15 protein-coding genes and 1 tRNA gene are annotated in these 18,580 nt (G+C 65.8%); 10 read left to right on the plus strand and 6 right to left on the minus strand.

Features of this window, described 5'->3' with window-relative positions; genetic code table 11:
- Nucleotides 1-525: 525 nt before the first annotated feature.
- Together pcrA and M1E01_RS15635 are read right to left on the minus strand one after the other, a co-directional pair.
- On the minus strand, nt 526-3,114 hold the full coding sequence (pcrA, locus tag M1E01_RS15630) for a DNA helicase PcrA (protein ID WP_457972470.1): 2,589 nt from the start codon (nt 3,112-3,114) through the stop codon (nt 526-528).
- Between the two features lie 79 nt (nt 3,115-3,193).
- Nucleotides 3,194-4,042, minus strand: a complete 849-nt coding sequence (locus M1E01_RS15635) for an inositol monophosphatase family protein (protein WP_457972471.1) — start codon at nt 4,040-4,042, stop codon at nt 3,194-3,196.
- A gap of 63 nt (nt 4,043-4,105) precedes the next feature.
- Here M1E01_RS15635 and M1E01_RS15640 point away from each other — a divergent pair, with 63 nt between their 5' ends.
- The gene (locus M1E01_RS15640) at nt 4,106-4,771 is read left to right on the plus strand and encodes a hypothetical protein (RefSeq protein WP_457972472.1); all 666 of its coding nucleotides are present in this window, start codon (nt 4,106-4,108) and stop codon (nt 4,769-4,771) included.
- Here the strand turns inward: M1E01_RS15640 and M1E01_RS15645 are convergent.
- On the minus strand, nt 4,768-5,538 hold the full coding sequence (locus M1E01_RS15645) for a DUF998 domain-containing protein (protein WP_457974992.1): 771 nt from the start codon (nt 5,536-5,538) through the stop codon (nt 4,768-4,770). The genes M1E01_RS15640 and M1E01_RS15645 overlap by 4 nt on opposite strands.
- An 85-nt stretch (nt 5,539-5,623) precedes the next feature.
- Between M1E01_RS15645 and M1E01_RS15650 the strand changes: the two genes are divergently transcribed.
- From M1E01_RS15650 to M1E01_RS15660, 3 genes are all read left to right on the plus strand, one after another.
- Nucleotides 5,624-5,696, plus strand: a tRNA-Arg gene (locus M1E01_RS15650).
- Between the two features lies 1 nt (nt 5,697).
- On the plus strand, nt 5,698-6,201 hold the full coding sequence (locus M1E01_RS15655; protein ID WP_457972473.1) for a DUF6314 family protein: 504 nt from the start codon (nt 5,698-5,700) through the stop codon (nt 6,199-6,201).
- A 9-nt stretch (nt 6,202-6,210) separates the two neighbouring features.
- Entirely contained in the window at nt 6,211-6,618 is a 408-nt protein-coding gene (locus tag M1E01_RS15660; protein ID WP_457972474.1) for an NUDIX hydrolase, read from the plus strand.
- A gap of 20 nt (nt 6,619-6,638) precedes the next feature.
- Here M1E01_RS15660 and M1E01_RS15665 read toward each other — a convergent pair whose 3' ends face one another.
- Together M1E01_RS15665 and M1E01_RS15670 are read right to left on the minus strand one after the other, a co-directional pair.
- Nucleotides 6,639-8,552, minus strand: coding sequence for an ABC transporter ATP-binding protein (locus M1E01_RS15665; RefSeq protein WP_457972475.1), 1,914 nt, complete (start codon nt 8,550-8,552; stop codon nt 6,639-6,641).
- Nucleotides 8,553-8,591: 39 nt separating this feature from the next.
- The gene (locus M1E01_RS15670; protein ID WP_457972476.1) at nt 8,592-10,247 is read right to left on the minus strand and encodes an ABC-F family ATP-binding cassette domain-containing protein; all 1,656 of its coding nucleotides are present in this window, start codon (nt 10,245-10,247) and stop codon (nt 8,592-8,594) included.
- Nucleotides 10,248-10,461: 214 nt separating this feature from the next.
- Here M1E01_RS15670 and M1E01_RS15675 point away from each other — a divergent pair, with 214 nt between their 5' ends.
- The 6 genes from M1E01_RS15675 to M1E01_RS15700 all read left to right on the plus strand — a co-directional run bounded on the left by M1E01_RS15675 (nt 10,462) and on the right by M1E01_RS15700 (nt 15,352).
- Nucleotides 10,462-11,238: a hypothetical protein gene (locus M1E01_RS15675; RefSeq protein WP_457972477.1), complete on the plus strand. Its 777-nt coding sequence runs from the start codon at nt 10,462-10,464 to the stop codon at nt 11,236-11,238.
- Nucleotides 11,235-11,978, plus strand: a complete 744-nt coding sequence (locus M1E01_RS15680; RefSeq protein WP_457972478.1) for a hypothetical protein — start codon at nt 11,235-11,237, stop codon at nt 11,976-11,978. The genes M1E01_RS15675 and M1E01_RS15680 overlap by 4 nt, the downstream gene beginning before the upstream one ends.
- A 35-nt stretch (nt 11,979-12,013) precedes the next feature.
- Nucleotides 12,014-12,754, plus strand: a complete 741-nt coding sequence (locus M1E01_RS15685; RefSeq protein WP_457972479.1) for a hypothetical protein — start codon at nt 12,014-12,016, stop codon at nt 12,752-12,754.
- 278 nt (nt 12,755-13,032) lie between these two features.
- Nucleotides 13,033-13,863, plus strand: a complete 831-nt coding sequence (locus tag M1E01_RS15690; protein ID WP_457972480.1) for an amino acid ABC transporter substrate-binding protein — start codon at nt 13,033-13,035, stop codon at nt 13,861-13,863.
- Nucleotides 13,864-14,529, plus strand: a complete 666-nt coding sequence (locus tag M1E01_RS15695; RefSeq protein ID WP_457972481.1) for an amino acid ABC transporter permease — start codon at nt 13,864-13,866, stop codon at nt 14,527-14,529.
- A complete protein-coding gene (locus M1E01_RS15700; RefSeq protein ID WP_457972482.1) occupies nt 14,516-15,352 on the plus strand; it encodes an amino acid ABC transporter ATP-binding protein in 837 nt (278 codons plus the stop codon). Before M1E01_RS15695 ends, M1E01_RS15700 begins: the two co-directional genes overlap by 14 nt.
- 79 nt (nt 15,353-15,431) lie before the next feature.
- On the opposite strand, the gene M1E01_RS15705 is transcribed toward M1E01_RS15700, so the two are convergent.
- Nucleotides 15,432-18,458, minus strand: coding sequence for an alpha-mannosidase (locus M1E01_RS15705; protein WP_457972483.1), 3,027 nt, complete (start codon nt 18,456-18,458; stop codon nt 15,432-15,434).
- Nucleotides 18,459-18,580: the final 122 nt, after the last annotated feature.

Consider the following 18,580-nt stretch of genomic DNA (forward strand, 5'->3'; position numbering starts at 1 on the left):
GTTTCTGTACAGCCGGACTACACCCAAGGATGCGGACCGGGCTGCGGAATTAAGGCGCCCTGCGGCAGGTCCGGAAACGAGCCACGCGGCGCAATGCTCCTTTGGGAACTCTAGTCCTTTGAGGGGATGAGCCTGTTCCAGACTACCTGTTCTGTGAGTAAGGACACTATTCTATGGAGCGTAGAAAAACCGCATGATTACGGGGATTTTGAAGCCTTTGAGGGCGCCGCTTCGGCGTTTTTGCCCTCCGGAGAGACGAGTTCGTAATGATTCGGTGTGGTCCGTGCCGGCGCGCACAAGTCAAGGCTCAGGCAATGTTGCGGTCCGCTGTGACGAAGGCCAGCACGTCGCCGGCGGCAGTGAGGGCTGCGGCACCGCTCAGCGGCGCCTGCTTCAGCTGCTTGAGCGCAGGCAACGGCGGAGGCGGGGTGTACCCGGGGGTCCTTCACCTTCACGGAACAGCCTGCGGGTACGAGCACGGCCCGGCCCCGCTTCCGGCGGCCCTCAGCGGCGTGGAGACCGCCGTCAGGCGTCGAGTTTCGTCAGCGGCGCGTAGCGCAGCAGCAGGCGCTTCTCGCCGATGTCGAACTTCACCTTCGCGACTGTCTTGTCCCCCGCGCCCTCCACTGCCAGCACGGTGCCGTTCCCGAAACTCGTGTGGTTGACCTTGTCCCCCACGCTGACCGCAATGACTTCCTTTTGCGGCTGCACCCTGTTCTTCGCCACGGCGGCCGGCACGTCCGCCTTGAAGCCCGCTGAGGAGTCGGGGAGGTTGCCGCGGGCGGTTCCTGCGCCCCAGAAGGATCCCCCGTAACGGCTCGAGCCAATGGATGCGCCGCTTCCCCAGCCCCCTGCCTGCCTGCTGGTGCCCTCACGCTTCCACTCGACGAGCTCGGACGGGATCTCCTCCAGGAACTGGCTGGCCGGGTTGTACTGGCTCTGGCCCCACATGTTCCGCACCTCGGAGCGGGTGACATACAGCCGCTTCCGGGCACGGGTCAGGCCGACGTACGCCAGCCGGCGTTCCTCGGCCAGTTCCTTCGGGTCGGTGGCCGAGCGCTGGTGCGGGAAGAGGCCGTGCTCCATCCCGGTAAGGAACACGACGGGAAATTCGAGGCCTTTCGCCGTGTGCAGCGTCATCAGGGTAACCACGCCCAGGCGCTTGGCCTCTGCCACGGCGGCGGCCGTGTCCTCGGCGTCACCGCCGGGGGCGTCAGGAATCTGGTCCGCGTCCGCCACGAGTGAGACCTGTTCCAGGAAGGCTTCGAGGGAACCTTCCGGGTTCTCCTGTTCGTACTCGCGCACGACGGCGACGAGTTCCGCGAGGTTCTCGACCCGGGATTCGTCCTGGGGATCGGTGCTGGACCGCAGCGTGGCAAGGTACCCGGTCTGCTCCAGCACCGCCTCGAGCGCGGCCGCAGCGCCGGATCCTGCCGCGACCTCCACGAGATCATCCAGCAGCTTCACGAAGCCGAGGACGGCGTTGACTGAGCGGGTGGCCATGCCCGGGGCCTGGTCGGCGCGCCGGGCGGCTGCCATGAAGGAGGTCCGTTCCCGTTCCGCCAGTGCGGCAACCGCGCCCTCAGCGCGGTCGCCGATCCCGCGCTTGGGCTCGTTGAGCACGCGCCGGAGATTCACGTCGTCGTCCGGGTTGACCAGCACGCGGAGGTAGGCGAGGGCGTCTTTGATCTCTTTGCGCTCGTAAAACCTGGTGCCGCCCACCACTTTGTACGGCAGGCCGACGCGGACCAGCACGTCTTCAATGGAGCGCGACTGGGCGTTGGTGCGGTAGAAGATGGCGACGTCCCCGGGGCGGAGGTTGTCCTCGTCCTGCAGCCGGTCAATCTCCTTGGCAATGAACTGCGCTTCGTCGTGCTCGTTTTCCCCGACGTAGCCAATGATCTTGTGGCCCTCACCCTCGGCCGTCCACAGCCGCTTCTCGGGCCGGTTCGGGTTGCGTGAGATGACGGAGTTGGCCGCACTCAGGATGTTCTGCGTGGACCGGTAGTTCTGTTCCAGCTTGATGGTGCGGGCGTCCGGGTAGTCATTTTCGAACTCGACGATGTTGCGGATGTCTGCGCCGCGGAAGGCGTAAATGGACTGGTCGGAGTCGCCCACCACGGTGAGTTCAGCGGCGCCCTGCCCCTCCCCCACAATTTCCCGGACCAGGGCGTACTGGGCGTGGTTGGTGTCCTGGTATTCGTCCACCAGCACGTGCCTGAAGCGGCGGCGGTAGGATTCGGCGAGCGCGGGGAAGGCCCGGAACATGTAGACGGTCTCTGCAATGAGATCGTCGAAGTCCATGGCGTTCGCCTGGCGGAGTCGCTGCGTGTAGCCCTTGAAGACATCTGCCACGGCCTGCTCAAAGGGGTCGTTGTAATTGGCCGCCGACGCGAAGGCCTCTGCATCGACCAGCTCGTTCTTGAGTGCCGAGATCTTGTGCTGGATGGCCTTGGGCGCAAACTTCTTGGGATCCAGGTCCAGGTTCTTGGCCACGAGCGTGATGAGCCTGAGCGAATCAGCGGAGTCGTAGATGGAAAAGTTGGATTTCAGCCCGACATTGGCTGCTTCTCGGCGCAGGATGCGGACGCAGGAGGAGTGGAACGTGGAGATCCACATGGCCTTCGCCCTGTTGCCCACAAGCGCCTCGATGCGCTCCCGCATCTCAGCTGCCGCCTTGTTGGTGAAGGTGATGGCCAGGATTTCGCCGTGGTGGGCGCGCTTGGTGGCTATGAGGTAGGCAATCCGGTTACTGAGGACGCGTGTCTTGCCTGACCCTGCGCCTGCCACGATCAGCAGCGCGCTGCCGGCGTGTTTGACTGCCTCTTCCTGCTGCGGGTTGAGTCCCTCGAGGAGGGAACCGGCGTCCGGCAGGTGAGGGCGGGCCCACTCGCCTGCCGCACCGCCTGCAGCCTCACGGCGTCCCGGGTCGTGGTGGCCCTGTTCCTGGCCCGAACTGTACCGGCTGGGTTCCCGCGAAGCGGGCGAAGCGGGCGAAGCCCCGCCGAATTCAAGCGGGGTCAGTCCCGGTTCGGGGCGCGACTTGGTGAGCGCGGCCGTGTGCGTGCCTGCTTTGAAGGGTCCGTCAGCGTACGGGTCAAACAACATGTCCATGGTGAGTACAAGTCTAGGCGGTGGGACTGACACCCGGCTCCGGGCCTGTGGATAAACGCCGGAGAGACAGTTGCAGAACCTAGTCCACGGATCCGGACTCGAGGGCTGCCCTCAACTGATGTACCGCCGTCGCGCCCCCTGCCATGAACCACTCAAGGCCGTTCACGTGCACCGTGCCCACGGCACCGCCTGCCGCGAGCACGATCGCTTTACCTGGAAGCCAGTCCCACTCAGGACAGCTGTGCTGGAACCAACAGCCGATCTCGCCGTCGGCGACCCGGCCCAGGTCACAGGAGCCTGATCCCAGCATGCGGAGCGTGGCCGCAGACGTGGCGGCGGCATGCCACGGCATGGCGCACATGGGGTCCGCGAGCCACCGCGGGTGGATGTAGGTGGCGGCCCCGAGGTCCGAGAGGGGAAGTGCGGCGCGCTGGGCGCCGTCCGCGCTGAACGTGGTCACGGGATCACCGTTGAGCGTGGCCGGCCGCCCGGTGCCCCCGAGCCATAGTTTGTCCTCTTCCGGCTGGTAGATGGCGCCGAGCAGAACGCCGGATTCGTCCTTGAGGGCTATCGCAGAACACCAGTACGTGGAGCCCTGCATGAAGTTGTACGTTCCGTCCACGGGGTCGATGACCCAGGTGCGGCCGCTGCTGCCATGGACGGCTGCGCCTTCCTCCCCCAAGACGCCGTCGTCCGGCCGGCAGTTCTGCAGCTGTTGCAGGACGTAGGCCTCCGCGGCATGGTCGGCCGCGGTGACGATGTCGGAAACCGACGTCTTGCGCTGGGCATCCAGCCCGCCCTGCCGCATCATCAGGGCCAGCAGTCCTGCCTCGCGCACCAGCGCGGCGGCCAGCTCGAAGTCGTCGAGGGAGGGGCTCAAAGTGGAGGCGCTGTGTTTGCCGAGTTTATGTCTGCCGAGTTCCGTCACGGTCCCCAGCCTATCGGCGGCCGCAGACACTGCACAGCAGGCCCAGCGGGCGATAATGGACACATGGCCAAGACACCTGCACAGCGGATCAAGAAGCACGGCGCAAAGGCGGTGGTCCCGGAGCACCATCTGCCGCCGGTAATCAACCCCACCACCACCCGCTCGCCGCGGAAGGCCCAGAACAACAGCAACGTCATTGTGGTTGCAGGCGTCGTGGCCAGCCTCTTCCTGTTCTGGTATCTGCACCTGCTGACGCTGAGCCAGCTCACCCAGCTTTCCGGCGGCCTGCCGATGCCCGACTCGCTGGTCGGCGGCTTTGATCAGGCGTTCGTGGAGCAACTGAGGCGCGTCCTGACGGGCGATGCCCTGGGCCAGCTGAACTACCTCCACAAGACCGCCGGCACACTCTTTCCGCTGATCTTCGGCTTTACGTGGCTTCTCCTGATCGGCTCCAACGTGGCCGCGAAGCGGCTGCGCTGGGCCCTGTGGTCCCTGCCGCTGCTGTTCGTGGTGGCCCGGCTGTGGGGCAACGTAGCTATCGACGCCATGATCTCCGCTCCTGTGCTGCAACCCGGGCAGGTCGCCCTGGCATCGGGCCTTACTGTTGCCGGCTGGGTGCTGCTGGTGCTGAGCCTGGTCGCCGGCGGCGCCGCCGTCCTGATGGGACGCGGGTCGCCAAAACCGGGACGCGGGCCGGCAAAGCCGGCTCCGGAGACCGCCGCAGGCTAAGCCGTCCGTACGCCCTGGGCTTTCCGGATGGAGCGCTCATGGTGGACGCGCTGGGCGATCACCAGGCCGGCCGCTGCCAGGCCGATGGTGATCGGGTAGCCCATCAGCCGCTCGAGCGTTCCGGGTTCCGGCACCTTCATGCCGGTCACTCCCCCGGTGACAAGGGCGCTGAAGGACACGATGCCGCAGGAGAGGATGAACCAGCCCACCGGGGTCTGTTTCAGCCAGAGCCCGCCCAGCAGCAGCAGCGCGAGGGACCCTGCGGCGAAGAACATCACGGCGCCGGCGTAGTGCCAGCCCGATCCCACGTCCTCGGGCACCAGACCCACAATGACGGTTCCGGTGCCGGCGGTTCCGGTCAGCAGGCGCGCGCCGACGGCCGCAAACCACGGCACCTCGCCGGAGTGTGTCACGGCGACCCGCACCTCCGGGCGGGCTGCAATCCTCAGCAGTGCCGAGCTCAGCAGCAGGGCGCCCAGCAGCATGCCCAGTCCCTGCACCACGAAGGACGCGTTCATCAGTCCATGGAGTGGTGAGCAGACGTTCCTGCCGTCGAAGATCCCGCAGTGGACTGCGCCGAGGTCGCTGATGAACCCGGTGCGCCGGTCGTATGGCTGGGGCCCGGCCCAGGCCTCAATGACGGCCGCTTCGGCAACGAAATATTGCACCACGCTCAGCACAGCCCAGGCGCCGATGTACTGGCGGGTGGTGGCGGTATCGGGCAGGAAAGTTCCCCGGACGGAGGGTGCGGAAGGTGCGGCGGCCATGCCAATGAGCGTAGTACGCGCCGTCACCTTGTATGCTTGTAAGCGTGTCCGAACGGGCCGGTCCAGCCGGAACGCCGGGACGCCCGCCCTCGTAGCTCAGTGGATAGAGCACGGCTCTCCTAAAGCCGGTGTCGTTGGTTCGATTCCAATCGAGGGCACTTGAATCTGCAGCCGTATCCAGGGCTCCGCGCTTACCTCCTGGGCGCCGCGCCTCCGGACGCCCCCACCGTGGCGCGCTGGTTGGTGGAACGCACGCTCTTCGACCGGTCGGCGGGCACCCGTGGAACCTTTACCGGCGTCGCGGTCTTCTCAGCAAACGGGGACCGCGGGCTGCGCTTCCGCGAGGAAGGCACCGTCCGCTGGCCTGCTGAGGGCGGGGAAATTTTCACCGGACCTGCCACTCGGGAGTACCTGCTCGTGCCGACCGGCTCCCCCGACGCCCTGGACATGACCTTTCCCGACGGTCGGCCCTTCCACCGGATGAGCTTCACACCGGAGGCGAGCCAGGACCGGCACTGGTGCGACCCTGACACCTACCGTGTCACCTACACACTGCTGGGTCCCGGGGAGTTCAGTTACGTCTGGGATGTCACCGGCCCCCGGAAGAACCTGCTGTTGGAATCCTTGTTGCGGCGGCAGCCCGGGCCGCCCGGCGGAAGCTAGGCTCGTAAGGTGAATCCCCGCATCATTGTCTCCGCCGTCTGTGTCTATGACTCCACCGGCCGGCTCCTGACCGTCCGCAAGCGCGGTACCGACAAGTTCATGCATCCGGGCGGCAAACCCGAGCCCGGCGAATCCGCGGTACAGGCTGCTGCCCGGGAACTGCAGGAGGAGGTGGGCATTGTTGTGGACCCGCGCGAGCTGGAGCTGATGGGCGTATGGCTTGCACAGGCTGCCAACGAGGCCGCCACCGAAATTGAGGCAACGGTTTTCAGGGCGCCGGGTGTTTGGGAAGCGCATCCCTCGGCCGAGATCGCGGAGATCCGGTGGCTCGACCTGTCGGCGGAACTGCCCGGTGACCTGGCGCCACTCCTCACCGACCATATCCTGCCGGCGCTCGCAGCGGCCCGGCCCAGCTAGCTTCGGCGCCACACCTTCGGTCAGAGTTCCGGAACGGCGTCCTCGGCCACAGCCGTTGCCTCGGCGAACTGGGTGCGGTACAGCTCGGCGTAGCGGCCGTCCGCGGCCAGAAGCCCGGCATGGGTTCCGCGTTCCACAATGGCGCCGTCCTCCACCACCATGATCACGTCCGCGGCACGGATGGTGGAGAGCCGGTGCGCAATGACGACGGCGGTCCTCCCCTCGAGCGCGGCGCCCAGCGCCGCCTGCACGGCGGCTTCGTTGGTGGAGTCCAGGGCAGCGGTGGCCTCGTCGAGGATGACCACGCGCGGCTGGGCAATCAGCAGCCGGGCGATAGTCAGGCGCTGGCGCTCGCCCCCGGAAAGCCGATAGCCGCGCTCCCCCACCACGGTGTCCAGGCCGTCCGGCAGGGACCGGACCATGTACTCGAGCCGGGCTTGCCGCAGCACATCCCACATCTCCTGCTCCGTGGCCTCCGGTCGGGCCAGCCGCAGGTTGGAGGCGATGCTTTCGTGGAAGAGGTGCCCGTCCTGGGTGACCATGCCCAGAGTTGCCCGCATGGAGTCGAAGGTGAGGTCCCGGACGTCCAGCCCTGCCTTCGGACCTTGGCCGCCAAGCCGGACGGCGCCGGAGTCGACGTCGTAAAGCCGGGAGAGCAGCTGGGCGATGGTGGATTTGCCGGCCCCGGAGGAACCGACGAGTGCTACGGTCTGGCCCGGTTCGACGCGGAAGCTGATGCCGTGCAGCACCTCTTCACCGCCGCGGGTGTCCAGGGTGGAAACCTCTTCCAGCGAGGCCAGGGAGACCTTGTCAGCAGAGGGGTAGGCGAACCGCACATCGTCGAACTCCACGGCCACAGGTCCCGGCGGTACCTCCACGGCGTCGGGTTTCTCTTGGATGAGCGGCTTGAGGTCGAGGATCTCGAAGACGCGTTCAAAGCTCACCAGGGCGCTCATGATCTCCACCCGGGCGTTGGAGAGGGCCGTGAGCGGCGCATAGAGGCGGGTCAGCAGCAGGGCCAGCACGACGACGTCGCCGGCTGCGAGCTGGCCCTCAACTGCGAGCCAGCCACCGAGGCCGTACACGAGTGCCAGGGCCAGTGCCGAGACCAGCGTCAGGGCTGTGACGAAAGTGAACTGCAACATCGCTGTCCGCACGCCGATGTCACGGACACGGCCGGCACGCACGGCGAACTCGCGGGATTCCTCTGCCGGGCGTCCAAAGAGCTTCACGAGCGTGGCGCCCGGGGCGGAGAAACGCTCCGTCATTTGGGTGCCCATGGCGGCGTTGTGCTCTGCGGCTTCGCGCCGGAGGTCCGCCAGTTTCGAACCCATCCGGCGGGCCGGGATGAGGAAGATGGGCAGCAGGAGCATCGCCAGCACGGTGACCAGCCAGGAGGTGTTCAGCATGACCACGAGGGTGAGGATGAGCGCCACGACGTTGCTCACCACGCCGGACAGTGTTCCGGCGAAGGCCGACTGCGCTCCGATGACGTCGTTGTTCAGCCTGCTGACGAGGGCACCGGTTCGTGTCCTCGTGAAGAACGCGATCGGCATTTTCTGCACGTGGTCGAACACCCTTGTGCGCAGGTCGAGGATGACGCCTTCCCCGATGGTCGCAGAGAGCCAGCGGCTCACCATGCCGAGCGCGGCCTCTGCCACGGCCACGCCGGCGATCAGCGCCGCAAGGCGGAAGACCACCTCCGCGCCGGCCGCCGCCACGATGGCATCCACCACCTGGCCGGCGAGAACCGGCGTTGCCACGGCCAGAAAGGCCATGGCAACAGACACGAGGACGAAGGCGACGAGTCGGCCCCGGTGCGGGCGGGCGAACCCCATGACGCGCTTCAGGGTCTCCTTCGAAAACGGTTTGGAACCGCTCTTGGCCCTGGTGATGTTGTACAGCGAGCGCCAGGCGACGCCATCCATGCTCATTTTTTCTGCTCCATCGTGCTGGTCATGATGCTTTGCCGGTCATGAAGTTGTGCCGCTTCCAGCTTCAGCAACCACTCCCCTGTCCACATTCCAGCGGGCGTCCAGCCGGACGTTGTCGAGCAGGCGGCGGTCGTGGGTGACCAGCAGGAGCGCGCCCTCATAGCTGTCAAGCGCCTGCTCAAGCTGTTCGATTGCCGGCAGGTCCAGGTGGTTGGTGGGCTCATCCAGGACCAGCAGGTTAACGCCCCTGGCCTGCAGCAGGGCGAGGGCAGCGCGGGTGCGTTCTCCGGGTGAGAGCGAGTCCACCGTCCGTGAGGTGTGGTCCGCTTTGAGGCCAAACTTGGCCAGCAGCGTCCGCACTTCCGCCGGCGTCTGGTCTGCCAGCACCCGTTCGACGGCGGCTCCCAAGGTCAGGTGTCCGGCCAGCAGCCCGCGCGCCTGGTCGATCTCGCCGACTGCGATTGACACACCCCTGGAGGCACTGCCGGAGTCCGGTTCCTGGACCCCGAGCAGTAGGCGAAGCAGGGTCGACTTGCCCGCACCGTTCGGACCGGTGATGCCGATCCGTTCAGCGGCGTTGAGCTGCAGGTTGACCGGGCCGAGTGTGAAATCGCCCTGCCGGACCACGGCGTCCCGGAGTGTGGCCAGCACGGAACTGGAACGCGGCGCCTGGCCGATGCTGAACTGCAGCTGCCATTCCTTGCGGGGCTCCTCGACGACGTCGAGGCGGGCGATGCGCGATTCCATTTGCCGGACCTTCTGCGCCTGCTTTTCGGATGATTCGGTGCTCGCCGCACGCCGGATCTTGTCGTTGTCCGGGTTCTTCTTCATCGCGTTCCGGACACCTTGGGAGCTCCACTCGCGCTGCGTCCTTGCACGGGACACCAGATCCGCCTTCGTGGACGCAAACTCCTCATACCGTTCGCGGGCATGCCGGCGGGCGACGGCGCGCTCCTCCAGGAACGCCTCGTAGCCGCCGTCGTAAACCGCCACGGCGTTCTGGGCGAGGTCCAGCTCAACAATCCTGGTCACGCAACGGGCCAGGAACTCGCGGTCGTGCGAGACCAGCACGGCTCCGCCCCGCAGCCCCTGCACAAAGGCTTCAAGCCTGGCCAGGCCGTCCAGGTCAAGATCGTTCGTCGGCTCATCAAGCAGCACGATGTCGAACCGGCTCAGCAGCAGCGCCGCGAGCGCGGCCCTGGCGGCCTGCCCGCCGGAGAGACCGGACATTTGCGCGTCCGCTCCGACATCCAGACCCAGGTCGGCGAGGACCGGGGGAATCCGCTCATCCAGATCCGCAGCCCCGGACGCCATCCAGCGGTCGAAAGCCAGGGCGTACGCATCTTCGGCGCCGGGCGCTCCCCCGCCCAGGGCATCAGCGGCGGCCTCCATGTCAGCGGTAGCGTCGGCGCAACCGGTGCGGCGGGCTATGTAAGCGCCCACCGTCTCCCCGGCGACCCGCTCATGCTCCTGGGGGAGCCAGCCGACAAAGGCGTCGGCCGGAGCCAGGCTGACAGCACCTTCCAGCGGCAGGTCGACGCCGGCCAGCAGCCGGAGCAGTGTGGACTTGCCTGCCCCGTTGGCCCCGACAACGCCAACTACGTCGCCCGGTGCTACTGTCAGGGAAAGTTTTGAGAAGAGGGTGCGGTGATCATGACCGCCCGCCAGGTCCTTCGCAACTAGGGTTGCCGTCATTAGTCCATCCTCTCACCGCTGCCTGGGCGGGTCCGGAGATACCGGCCCGGCCCGGAGATTCCGGCGGGCATGAAAGAACCCGCTGGTCCGGACTTGGGGGGTGTACGGACCAACGGGTTCGAGAAACTAGCATAGTGGAAGCTGCCGCCAACGTAAAATCGAAAAAGCCGGCAGCTACGACCGTGCCAACCAATTCGTCAGCAGAGAGCGTTTCATGCCACTCCCCGCCAAAGCGTTCCAGCGCTGGCTGCACGGCATTGCCCCCGATACCAGCATGGCCGACGTCTGCAGGCTGTCCAAGGTAAAGCGAACCACCCTGGCGCAGCAGCTCGTGCGGGGCAAGGTAGCCGAAGCGACGGTTGTGAGCATCAGCCGGGCATTCAACACTGACCCGGTAGCTTCGCTCGCCTTCTTCGACACGTACCGCGACCTCGCCGGACCCCCCATCCCGCCCCGCCAGGAAGAACTCGTCAGCCAGATCGCCACCGTGGACCTGCTGCGGGAGGTCATCGCCCGCACTGTTCCGGGGGCGGATGGCGCCCCAGGCAGCGAAGGCGGCGTGCCCACAACAGGAGCTCAAGGCCCGGTGGAGGACTGGGAGCTTAGCCCCATACCCCATGCCACTTCCGTGAAGAACTGGGTTGACGCCATCGACGACGGCGAACTCCGGCACCGCGTGTCAGCCGCCACCGGGATCGCGCCGCAAAATTACTCCGCGCAGCTGAGCGCGAACCGGCTTGCGCCCGAAGTTGCGATCGCCACGTCGCGGGCGGCCGGCGTCGGGCTGGCCGACGGCCTGGTCGCCTCGGGCCTGATCACGGAAGCCGAAGCCGGCTGGCCGCCCGGCGCCCGCAGGGCCGCTTTGGACAGGCTTTCGGACGGGGCACTCACGGCGCTAGCGGGCGAGAGGCTCCAGGCGCTGGGCAGAACCCTGCGCCGGCAGGAACAAGACCACGAACAAACCGAAAAAATCTGGGAGAACCTGGGATGATCGAAATCCTGCAGTGGACAACCCTTGCTGCCTGCGCCGCTGCCGCCTTATGGCGCATTCCAAGCTTCCGCAAGAAGAAGAACAGGTCCCTGTTCTACATCTTCGCTTTGCTGACACTGGCCATTCTGCTGAGCATCAAGGGGCCTTATGCCGCCATTGACGGCCTCCTCGGCGGCATGAACGTGGCCAACCTTCTGCTGCGCTTCATCATCTTCGCAGCCATCTACTTCCTGGGCATCCGGATTGCCACGGGCTTTGGGGACAACGGAGGCCTGACCCTCATCAGAGGGCGGTCCGGCGTCCTGGTCCTGGGTCTGATCTCCGTTGCGCTGGTGATCCTGTTTGCCCTTATGGACACTGAAGGGTCGTCCGCCGGCATGATAGCGGTGGGCGGGAAAGACGAGCGCAACGCAGCACTGGTTGAGTTCTACGGCGCTGCAGGACGCGCTTATCCCGCCTACATCTGCCTGGCCATCCTCCCCGGTCTGATGCGGGCCGTGGGCAGCACGCTGCCGGTCCCGCTCCGGATCAGCGCCCTGCTGATGGCCGTCGGCGCAATCGCCATACCGCTGAGCCTGCTGTTTCCTGTCATTCCTCCGGCACTGGGCTTCCTGCCGTTCATCATCAACTACACGGCCATTTTGTGCTTTGTTGGCGGATTCATGCTCGTCTGGGTGGCGAAGGGGCGGGCAGCAAGGAAACAGCCAGCCGGCAGGCGCCATCCCGTTGCCGGCAACTAGGAGACCAACAAACGAACCATCCGGAAGAGCCGCCCATGATCGAGACCCTGCAATGGATCACCCTGATCGTGTGCGCCACCGCGGCCCTGGCCCGGATTCCGAGCGCCCTGCAGGGCAGGAACCGCTCGCTTTTCCTGATTTTCCTGCTGGCCACAGCGGCAGCCATCCTGAGCATGGAACAGTTCTATCTGCCGGCCGACCGCGCCATTGGCGGAATGAACATCGCCAGCGTCCTCCTGCGGCTGATCATTTTCGCCACGATCCACCTGATCGCTTTGCGGGTGAGCAAGGCTTTTGGCGATGCCGGGGCATACCGCCTCATCTCCGGCCCGGCCGGACTCACCGTTCTGGCCGTTTTCGCGGCTGCCCTGGTCGGCATCTTTGCCATGATGGACCCTGCCGCTTCCTCCCTGGGCCTGGCGGACGTCGGCGACGAGAGCGCCCGGAATGCCGCACTGCTTCCTTTCTACTGGACCGCTGCGAGAGGCTATCCGGCGTATGTCGCCCTCGCCCTCCTTCCCTGCCTTGTCCGGACCGTTAACAGCAGCCTGGCGGGCCTCGTCCGCACGGGTGCGGCACTTATGGCGGCCGGTGCAGCGGCAACCGCCGCGGGGTTTCTGCTTGAGTTCAGCGGTCCCTCCCTCAACCTTCTGCGCTCGGCGGTCAACAACGCGGCCGTGGTTTTCTTCATCCTGGGTCTGGCAGCGGTCTGGCTGGCACGGGTGCGGGCCACAGGGCCTGGGATCCCGGGAAAAGAGCGGAGAAGGGCATCCTGACGAAGACCCGGAACGTCACATACCGACAGGTAGGACCCCGGGATTCACAAAATCATTAGAGCATGAGAGAATCATGAATGTGTGAAGGCAGCTGCTGCCTGGCACTCCATAAAGCGGAGGGCCGTGGCGCATGCCGGAGCATACATTGGGGGGATGAGTGGTGGCGGCCGTTGGGGACCGCCCCCACTCAGCCTGTTTAAGGCGTGGTTCACTCCACCGTATGATGGCGAATTGAATGGGCTTTGCAAGCCTGCCGCCAGCCGACCAAAGGAACCGCCATGAACCGCTTTCCCACTCGCCGCAGTGCGGTCGCCGCCACCCTCGCTGGCCTTGCCCTGGCACTGTCCGGCTGCGGCGGAGGCACAGGAGGCGGTTCAGAGACCCCCGCCACCGCAGGCTCAGACACGTCCCTCAGCGACGTGAAGACCAGGGGTGAGATCGTCATCGCCACCGAAGGCACGTACAAGCCGTTCAGCTTCCACGCCGAGGGCGCCGGCGACCTCACGGGCTTCGACGTGGAGGTTGCCAAGGCTGTCGCGGAGAAGCTGGGAGTAAAGGCCCGGTTCGAGGAGACCCAGTTCGACGGCATCTTTGCCGGCCTCGACGCCAAGCGCTTCGACACAATTGCCAACCAAATTTCCATCAATGCCGAGCGCAAGGCGAAATACGACTTCTCCACCCCGTACACGGTGTCTACCGGCGTGATTGTGACCAAGGCGGACGACTCCAGCATTACCAGCTTCGAGAGTCTCAAGGGCAAGACGACTGCCCAGTCGCTGACCAGCAACTTCTACAAGATGGCAGTGGATGCCGGCGCGAACGTCCAGTCCGTCGAAGGCTGGGCACAGGGCGTTGCACTGGTTCGGCAGGGTCGGGTGGACGCAATCGTCAACGACAAGCTCACCTACCTTGACTACGCCAAGACCAATCCTGACTCCGGGTTGAAGATTGCGGCTGAAACCACCGAAAAGTCGGAGAGTGCGTTTGTCTTCCGCAAGGGTTCCACCGAACTGACCGCCGCCGTGGACAAGACCCTGGCCGATCTGCGCGCCGACGGCACCCTGGCCAAGATCTCGGAAAAGTATTTCGGCGCGGACGTCACCAGGTAAATGCCGTTGAACTGGGACCTCGTCTGGAGTTCCTTCGGCCCACTTATCTCCGGCGCCGTCACGGGGACGATCCCGCTGACACTGGCTTCCTTCGCCCTCGGCCTGGCACTGGCGCTGGTCGTTGCGCTCATGCGGTTAAGCCAGAGCACCGTGCTGTCAGGAGCGGCGAGGTTCTACGTCTCCGTCATCCGCGGAACCCCGCTGCTCGTGCAGCTGTTCGTGATCTTCTACGGTCTGCCCACCATTGGCGTGAAGCTTGACCCTTGGCCCAGCGCCATCATCGCGTTTTCCCTCAACGTGGGAGGCTACGCGGCGGAGATTATCCGGGCGGCCATCCTCTCGGTACCCAAGGGGCAGTGGGAGGCCGGGCACACCATCGGCATGTCGCGGGGCCAGTCCCTGCGCCGCATCATTCTGCCGCAGGCAGCCCGGGTTTCCGTGCCGCCGCTGTCCAACACGTTCATCTCTCTGGTCAAGGACACGTCCCTTGCCTCGCTGATCCTGGTCACCGAGCTCTTCCGGAACGCGCAGCAGATCGCCGCGTTCAGCCAAGAGTTCATGGTGCTGTACCTGGAGGCCGCACTCGTCTACTGGGTCATCTGCCTCGCGCTGTCCTCGGGACAATCCGCCCTCGAGAAGAGATTGGACCGCTATGTCGCCCACTAGCCCTCCCGCGGGAGCTTTCCCCGGCCAGCCGCCCTCCACTGGAAAGCCCCGGTCGAAACCTGTGCTGAGTGTCCGCAACCTGGCGAAAGCGTTCGGCAGCAACGTGGTGCTCCGCGACATCGACCTGGACGTGCGCCGCGGCAATGTGGTGGCCCTCATCGGGCCCTCCGGTTCCGGCAAGACCACCGTGCTTCGTTCCCTGAACGGGCTGGAAACCCCCGACGCCGGCACCGTTACGTTCGCGGACACTGCCAAGGGAAAGGACCTGTCGCTCGATTTCTCGGCGCGGGTAACGCGTAAGGACGTCGCGGAATTGCGCGACCGCAGCGCCATGGTTTTCCAGCACTACAACCTGTTTCCGCACATGACCGTCCTGCAGAATGTCATTGAAGGCCCGGTTCAGGTGCAGAAGCGCAAGCGGGCGGAGGCAGTTGCCGAGGCGGAGAAGCTGCTCGCCCGCGTGGGCTTGGCAGACAAGCGCGATTCCTACCCGTTTGAGCTCTCGGGCGGGCAACAGCAGCGTGTGGGAATTGTGCGTGCCCTCGCCCTGAAGCCCCAGCTGCTGCTGTTCGACGAGCCCACCTCGGCGCTGGACCCCGAACTGGTGGGCGACGTGCTGGGGGTCATCCAGGAACTCGCTGAGGAGGGCTGGACCATGGTGATCGTTACCCATGAACTCGCCTTCGCGCGCCAGGTGGCAGATGAAGTCATCTTCATGGACGGCGGCGTCGTCGTGGAGCGCGGTCCCGCAGCAGAGGTTCTGCGGGCTCCACGCCAGGAGCGCACCCGCCAATTCATCAAGCGGCTGCTCCATGAATTTTGACAGCCACGGGTTTGACCGGCGCTAAGTTCAACGGGCGCTGATTTCCCATGTCGCCGAATTCCAACGGGCTGATTTCCGGCTAGCGGACAAACCTGAGGGTGACGAGCTGGAAGGGCCGCAGCGTGAGGTCTGCGGTATCGACTCCGGTCGCCACACCGGGTGCCTCGACCGCACACTCCAGCAGGTCCACGGCCTGGATCCTACGGACTGGGAAGTTGGCTGCCAGCCGCCCCGAGGAGCGCTCACCCAGTGACTCATAGAGGCGGACGATGACGTCTCCGGACCCGTCCTCAGCCAGCTTCACGGCTTCAACCACGAGCGCCGGATTATCGACGGAGACCAGCGGCTCCACGGCATGCCTTCCCTTTACCGTGCGCGGCGCAAGGTTGGCACGGTAGCCTTCCTCGACGGCCTCCGCGATGCCGGCGCCGGGCCGGATCAGGATGTCGAGGACATGGCGGCCCCGGTCTGCCTGCGGATCAGGGAACTTGGTTGCGCGCAGCAGTGACAGCCGCACGGTGGTGGTAGAGCCGCCGTCGTCCCTGATGTTCCGGGAGACGTCATGCCCGTACGTGGAGGCGTTGGCGATGGCAACGCCATAGCCGGGTTCGGCCACATGGATCCAGCGGTGGGCGCAGATCTCGAACTTCGCTGCCTCCCAGGACGTGTTCACGTGAGTGGGCCGGAAAACGTGGCCGAACTGCGTCTCCGCTGCCGATCGGTCCGCCCTGAGGTCCAGCGGGAAGCCCAGCTTGAGCAGTTTCTCCCGTTCCTGCCAGTCCACTTCAGTGGAGATTGCCAGCGCCGCGCTGCCCGCTGCCAGCGTGATGCGCTGGGTAATGCGGGAGTTGCCCGCCAGCCGTTCAACCATGACGACGGCGTCCCCGCCGTGACGCTCCAGCGCAACGGACGCTGCTTGGGTCAGGGAAGTGACGTTCCGCCGATAGAACTCGTCAATGTCCCAGGCGTCCCATTCGTTCGGGGTGTCGCGGTGCAGTTCCAGGTGGTTGCCGAACTCCCCCGGGGCTATCGCCTCCCGTCCGCTCGCACGGTCCTGCAGCGAGGTCAGCAGGCCGTTGGCGTCCACCACGGCACGGACGATCCCGTTGTCGAGCAGGAATCCGCCGTCGCGCGGTTCCGCCTGGATGGATTCTTCCGGGTGTACCGCCGGGGCAGCCGCGAGCGCCGGAACCCCCTGGCGTTCGTGGGGGCCGGCATTGAGCAGGAACTCTGTGGGTCCCTCCCCCAGGACAGCCGCCGCGGCCTGCGCAATGAGATTCTCGAGTCCCCGCGCCACAGCGGCGTAGTTCCGTTCGGCGTCCTTGTGGACCCAGGCGATGGAGCTGCCGGGCAGGATGTCGTGGAACTGCTGCAGGAGCACCAGCCGCCAGAGCCGCTTCAGTTCGGCTGCGGGATAGGCGTAGGTCCCTTCTGTCCGGACGGCGGCTGTGGCGCACCACAGCTCGGCTTCGCGGAGCAGGTGTTCACTGCGCCTGTTCCCCTGTTTGGTACGGGCCTGGCTCGTGTAGGTGCCGCGGTGGAGTTCGAGGTACATCTCGCCCACCCAGACCGGCAGTGCTTTGTACTCGGCCTCGGCCTGCTCGAAGAAGCTGCGGGCCGTCCCGATCCGGACCTTGGGCGAACCTTCGAGATCGGCGGCGCGGTGTGCTGCCGCCAGCATCTCCCGCGTGGGTCCGCCGCCGCCGTCTCCATAGCCGAAGGGGATCAGCGAGACGGTGCCGTACCCGTGGTCGCGGTAATTGCGCTCCGCGTGGGCCAGCTCCCTACCGCTCAGTTCGGCGTTGTAGGTATCCACGGGCGGGAAGTGGGTGAAGAGCCGGGTCCCGTCAATGCCTTCCCAGTTAAAGGTGTGGTGCGGCATCCGGTTGACCTGGTTCCAGGAGATCTTTTGGGTAAGGAACCACCGGCTGCCTGCGGACTTGACGATCTGCGGCAACGCAGCCGAGTAACCGAAAGAGTCGGGAAGCCATGCTTCCTGGCAATCGATGCCAAACTCCTCCAGGAAAAAACTCTTGCCCTCAAGGAACTGCCGCGCCATGGCTTCGCCGCCGGGCATGTTCGTGTCCGACTCCACCCACATCCCGCCGACGGGAACGAACTGTCCGGACCTTACTTTCTCGCGGATCCTGCCGAACAGCTCGGGGTAGAACTCCTTAATCCATGCCATCTGCTGGGCGGACGAACAGGAGAACACAAAGTCCGGGTCCTCGTCCATAAGGGCGAGGACGCTGGAAAACGTCCGTGCGCACTTCCGCATGGTCTCCCGGACGGGCCACAGCCAGGCAGAGTCGATGTGGGCATGGCCAGTCGCGACGAGCTGATGGGCAGAGGCATACGCCGGCCTGGCCAGCACATTGGCGAGCTCGGCCCTGCCTGCAGCTGCCGTGCCGGGGACGTCGTCCGGATCCATGACATCCAGCATCCGCTCCAGCGCCCGGAGAATCTCGTGGCGGCGCGGCAGTTCCATCGGCAGCTCATGCATCAGCCCCCGCAGAGTCCAGACGTCCTGCTGCAGCTCCCATACTGTCCTGTTGAGTTCCGCTATAGCGATGCTGCCGAGGCGGTACTGCGGCTGGTCGCCGGCAGTCGTCTTGTCTCCGTACGGTGTAGCGGCAAAGGTCCAGCCCTGGGCGACGTCAGGGTTGGCCGCGGCCTCGACATAAAAGTCCACGGCCATCCCACTGCCCAGCAGCTTTAGCGGAATGTACTGGTTCCGGGGGGAAATTGCCTTGATGATGCTGCCGTCCGGACGCCACGCCGTTCCCTCACATTGGAAGCCGGGAATTTCGGCGGTGAAGCCCAGATCCACCACCATTTCCACCTCTGTATCCGGGGCCATCCCCCAGGAATCCGGTACTTCGCCCTGCAGACGCAGCCACAGCGTGCCCCAGGGGCGGCCCCAGGCGGCGCCGTGTTCCTGCGGCGTAAAGTCCTGGAGCAGGGCCTCCGCGACGGGGACAGGTTCGTCAGGCGCTTCCCAGCTGCTCAGGGCCAGCGGCACGCTGCGTGAGTAGACTGCGGGCACGATGCGTTCCCGCAGGAATCGGTCGAGGCGCACTTCCGTGATCCGGCGGTCGTCGTGCAAGATATTCCTCTTCAATACGTGGGGCTGGGGCGCCATGCCCGGCTGTTGGCCGGCCCATGCGTTCCGCAGCTGGTGTTCCGGCAGGCTTCACCTCCGGAAAGAGCGGAGCAACGTGTCCATTC

It is taken from the genome of Arthrobacter sp. D1-17, from assembly GCF_054130535.1.

Excerpts from the sequence above, each read along its gene's own strand:
- pcrA (WP_457972470.1), bottom strand. The coding sequence starts at position 3,114 with ATGGACATGTTGTTTGACCCGTACGCTGACGGACCCTTCAAAGCAGGC.
- M1E01_RS15640 (WP_457972472.1), top strand. The coding sequence starts at position 4,106 with ATGGCCAAGACACCTGCACAGCGGATCAAGAAGCACGGCGCAAAGGCG.
- M1E01_RS15645 (WP_457974992.1), bottom strand. The coding sequence starts at position 5,538 with ATGGCCGCCGCACCTTCCGCACCCTCCGTCCGGGGAACTTTCCTGCCC.
- M1E01_RS15665 (WP_457972475.1), bottom strand. The coding sequence starts at position 8,552 with ATGAGCATGGATGGCGTCGCCTGGCGCTCGCTGTACAACATCACCAGG.
- M1E01_RS15670 (WP_457972476.1), bottom strand. The coding sequence starts at position 10,247 with ATGACGGCAACCCTAGTTGCGAAGGACCTGGCGGGCGGTCATGATCAC.
- M1E01_RS15675 (WP_457972477.1), top strand. The coding sequence starts at position 10,462 with ATGCCACTCCCCGCCAAAGCGTTCCAGCGCTGGCTGCACGGCATTGCC.
- M1E01_RS15680 (WP_457972478.1), top strand. The coding sequence starts at position 11,235 with ATGATCGAAATCCTGCAGTGGACAACCCTTGCTGCCTGCGCCGCTGCC.
- M1E01_RS15685 (WP_457972479.1), top strand. The coding sequence starts at position 12,014 with ATGATCGAGACCCTGCAATGGATCACCCTGATCGTGTGCGCCACCGCG.
- M1E01_RS15690 (WP_457972480.1), top strand. The coding sequence starts at position 13,033 with ATGAACCGCTTTCCCACTCGCCGCAGTGCGGTCGCCGCCACCCTCGCT.
- M1E01_RS15695 (WP_457972481.1), top strand. The coding sequence starts at position 13,864 with ATGCCGTTGAACTGGGACCTCGTCTGGAGTTCCTTCGGCCCACTTATC.
- M1E01_RS15700 (WP_457972482.1), top strand. The coding sequence starts at position 14,516 with ATGTCGCCCACTAGCCCTCCCGCGGGAGCTTTCCCCGGCCAGCCGCCC.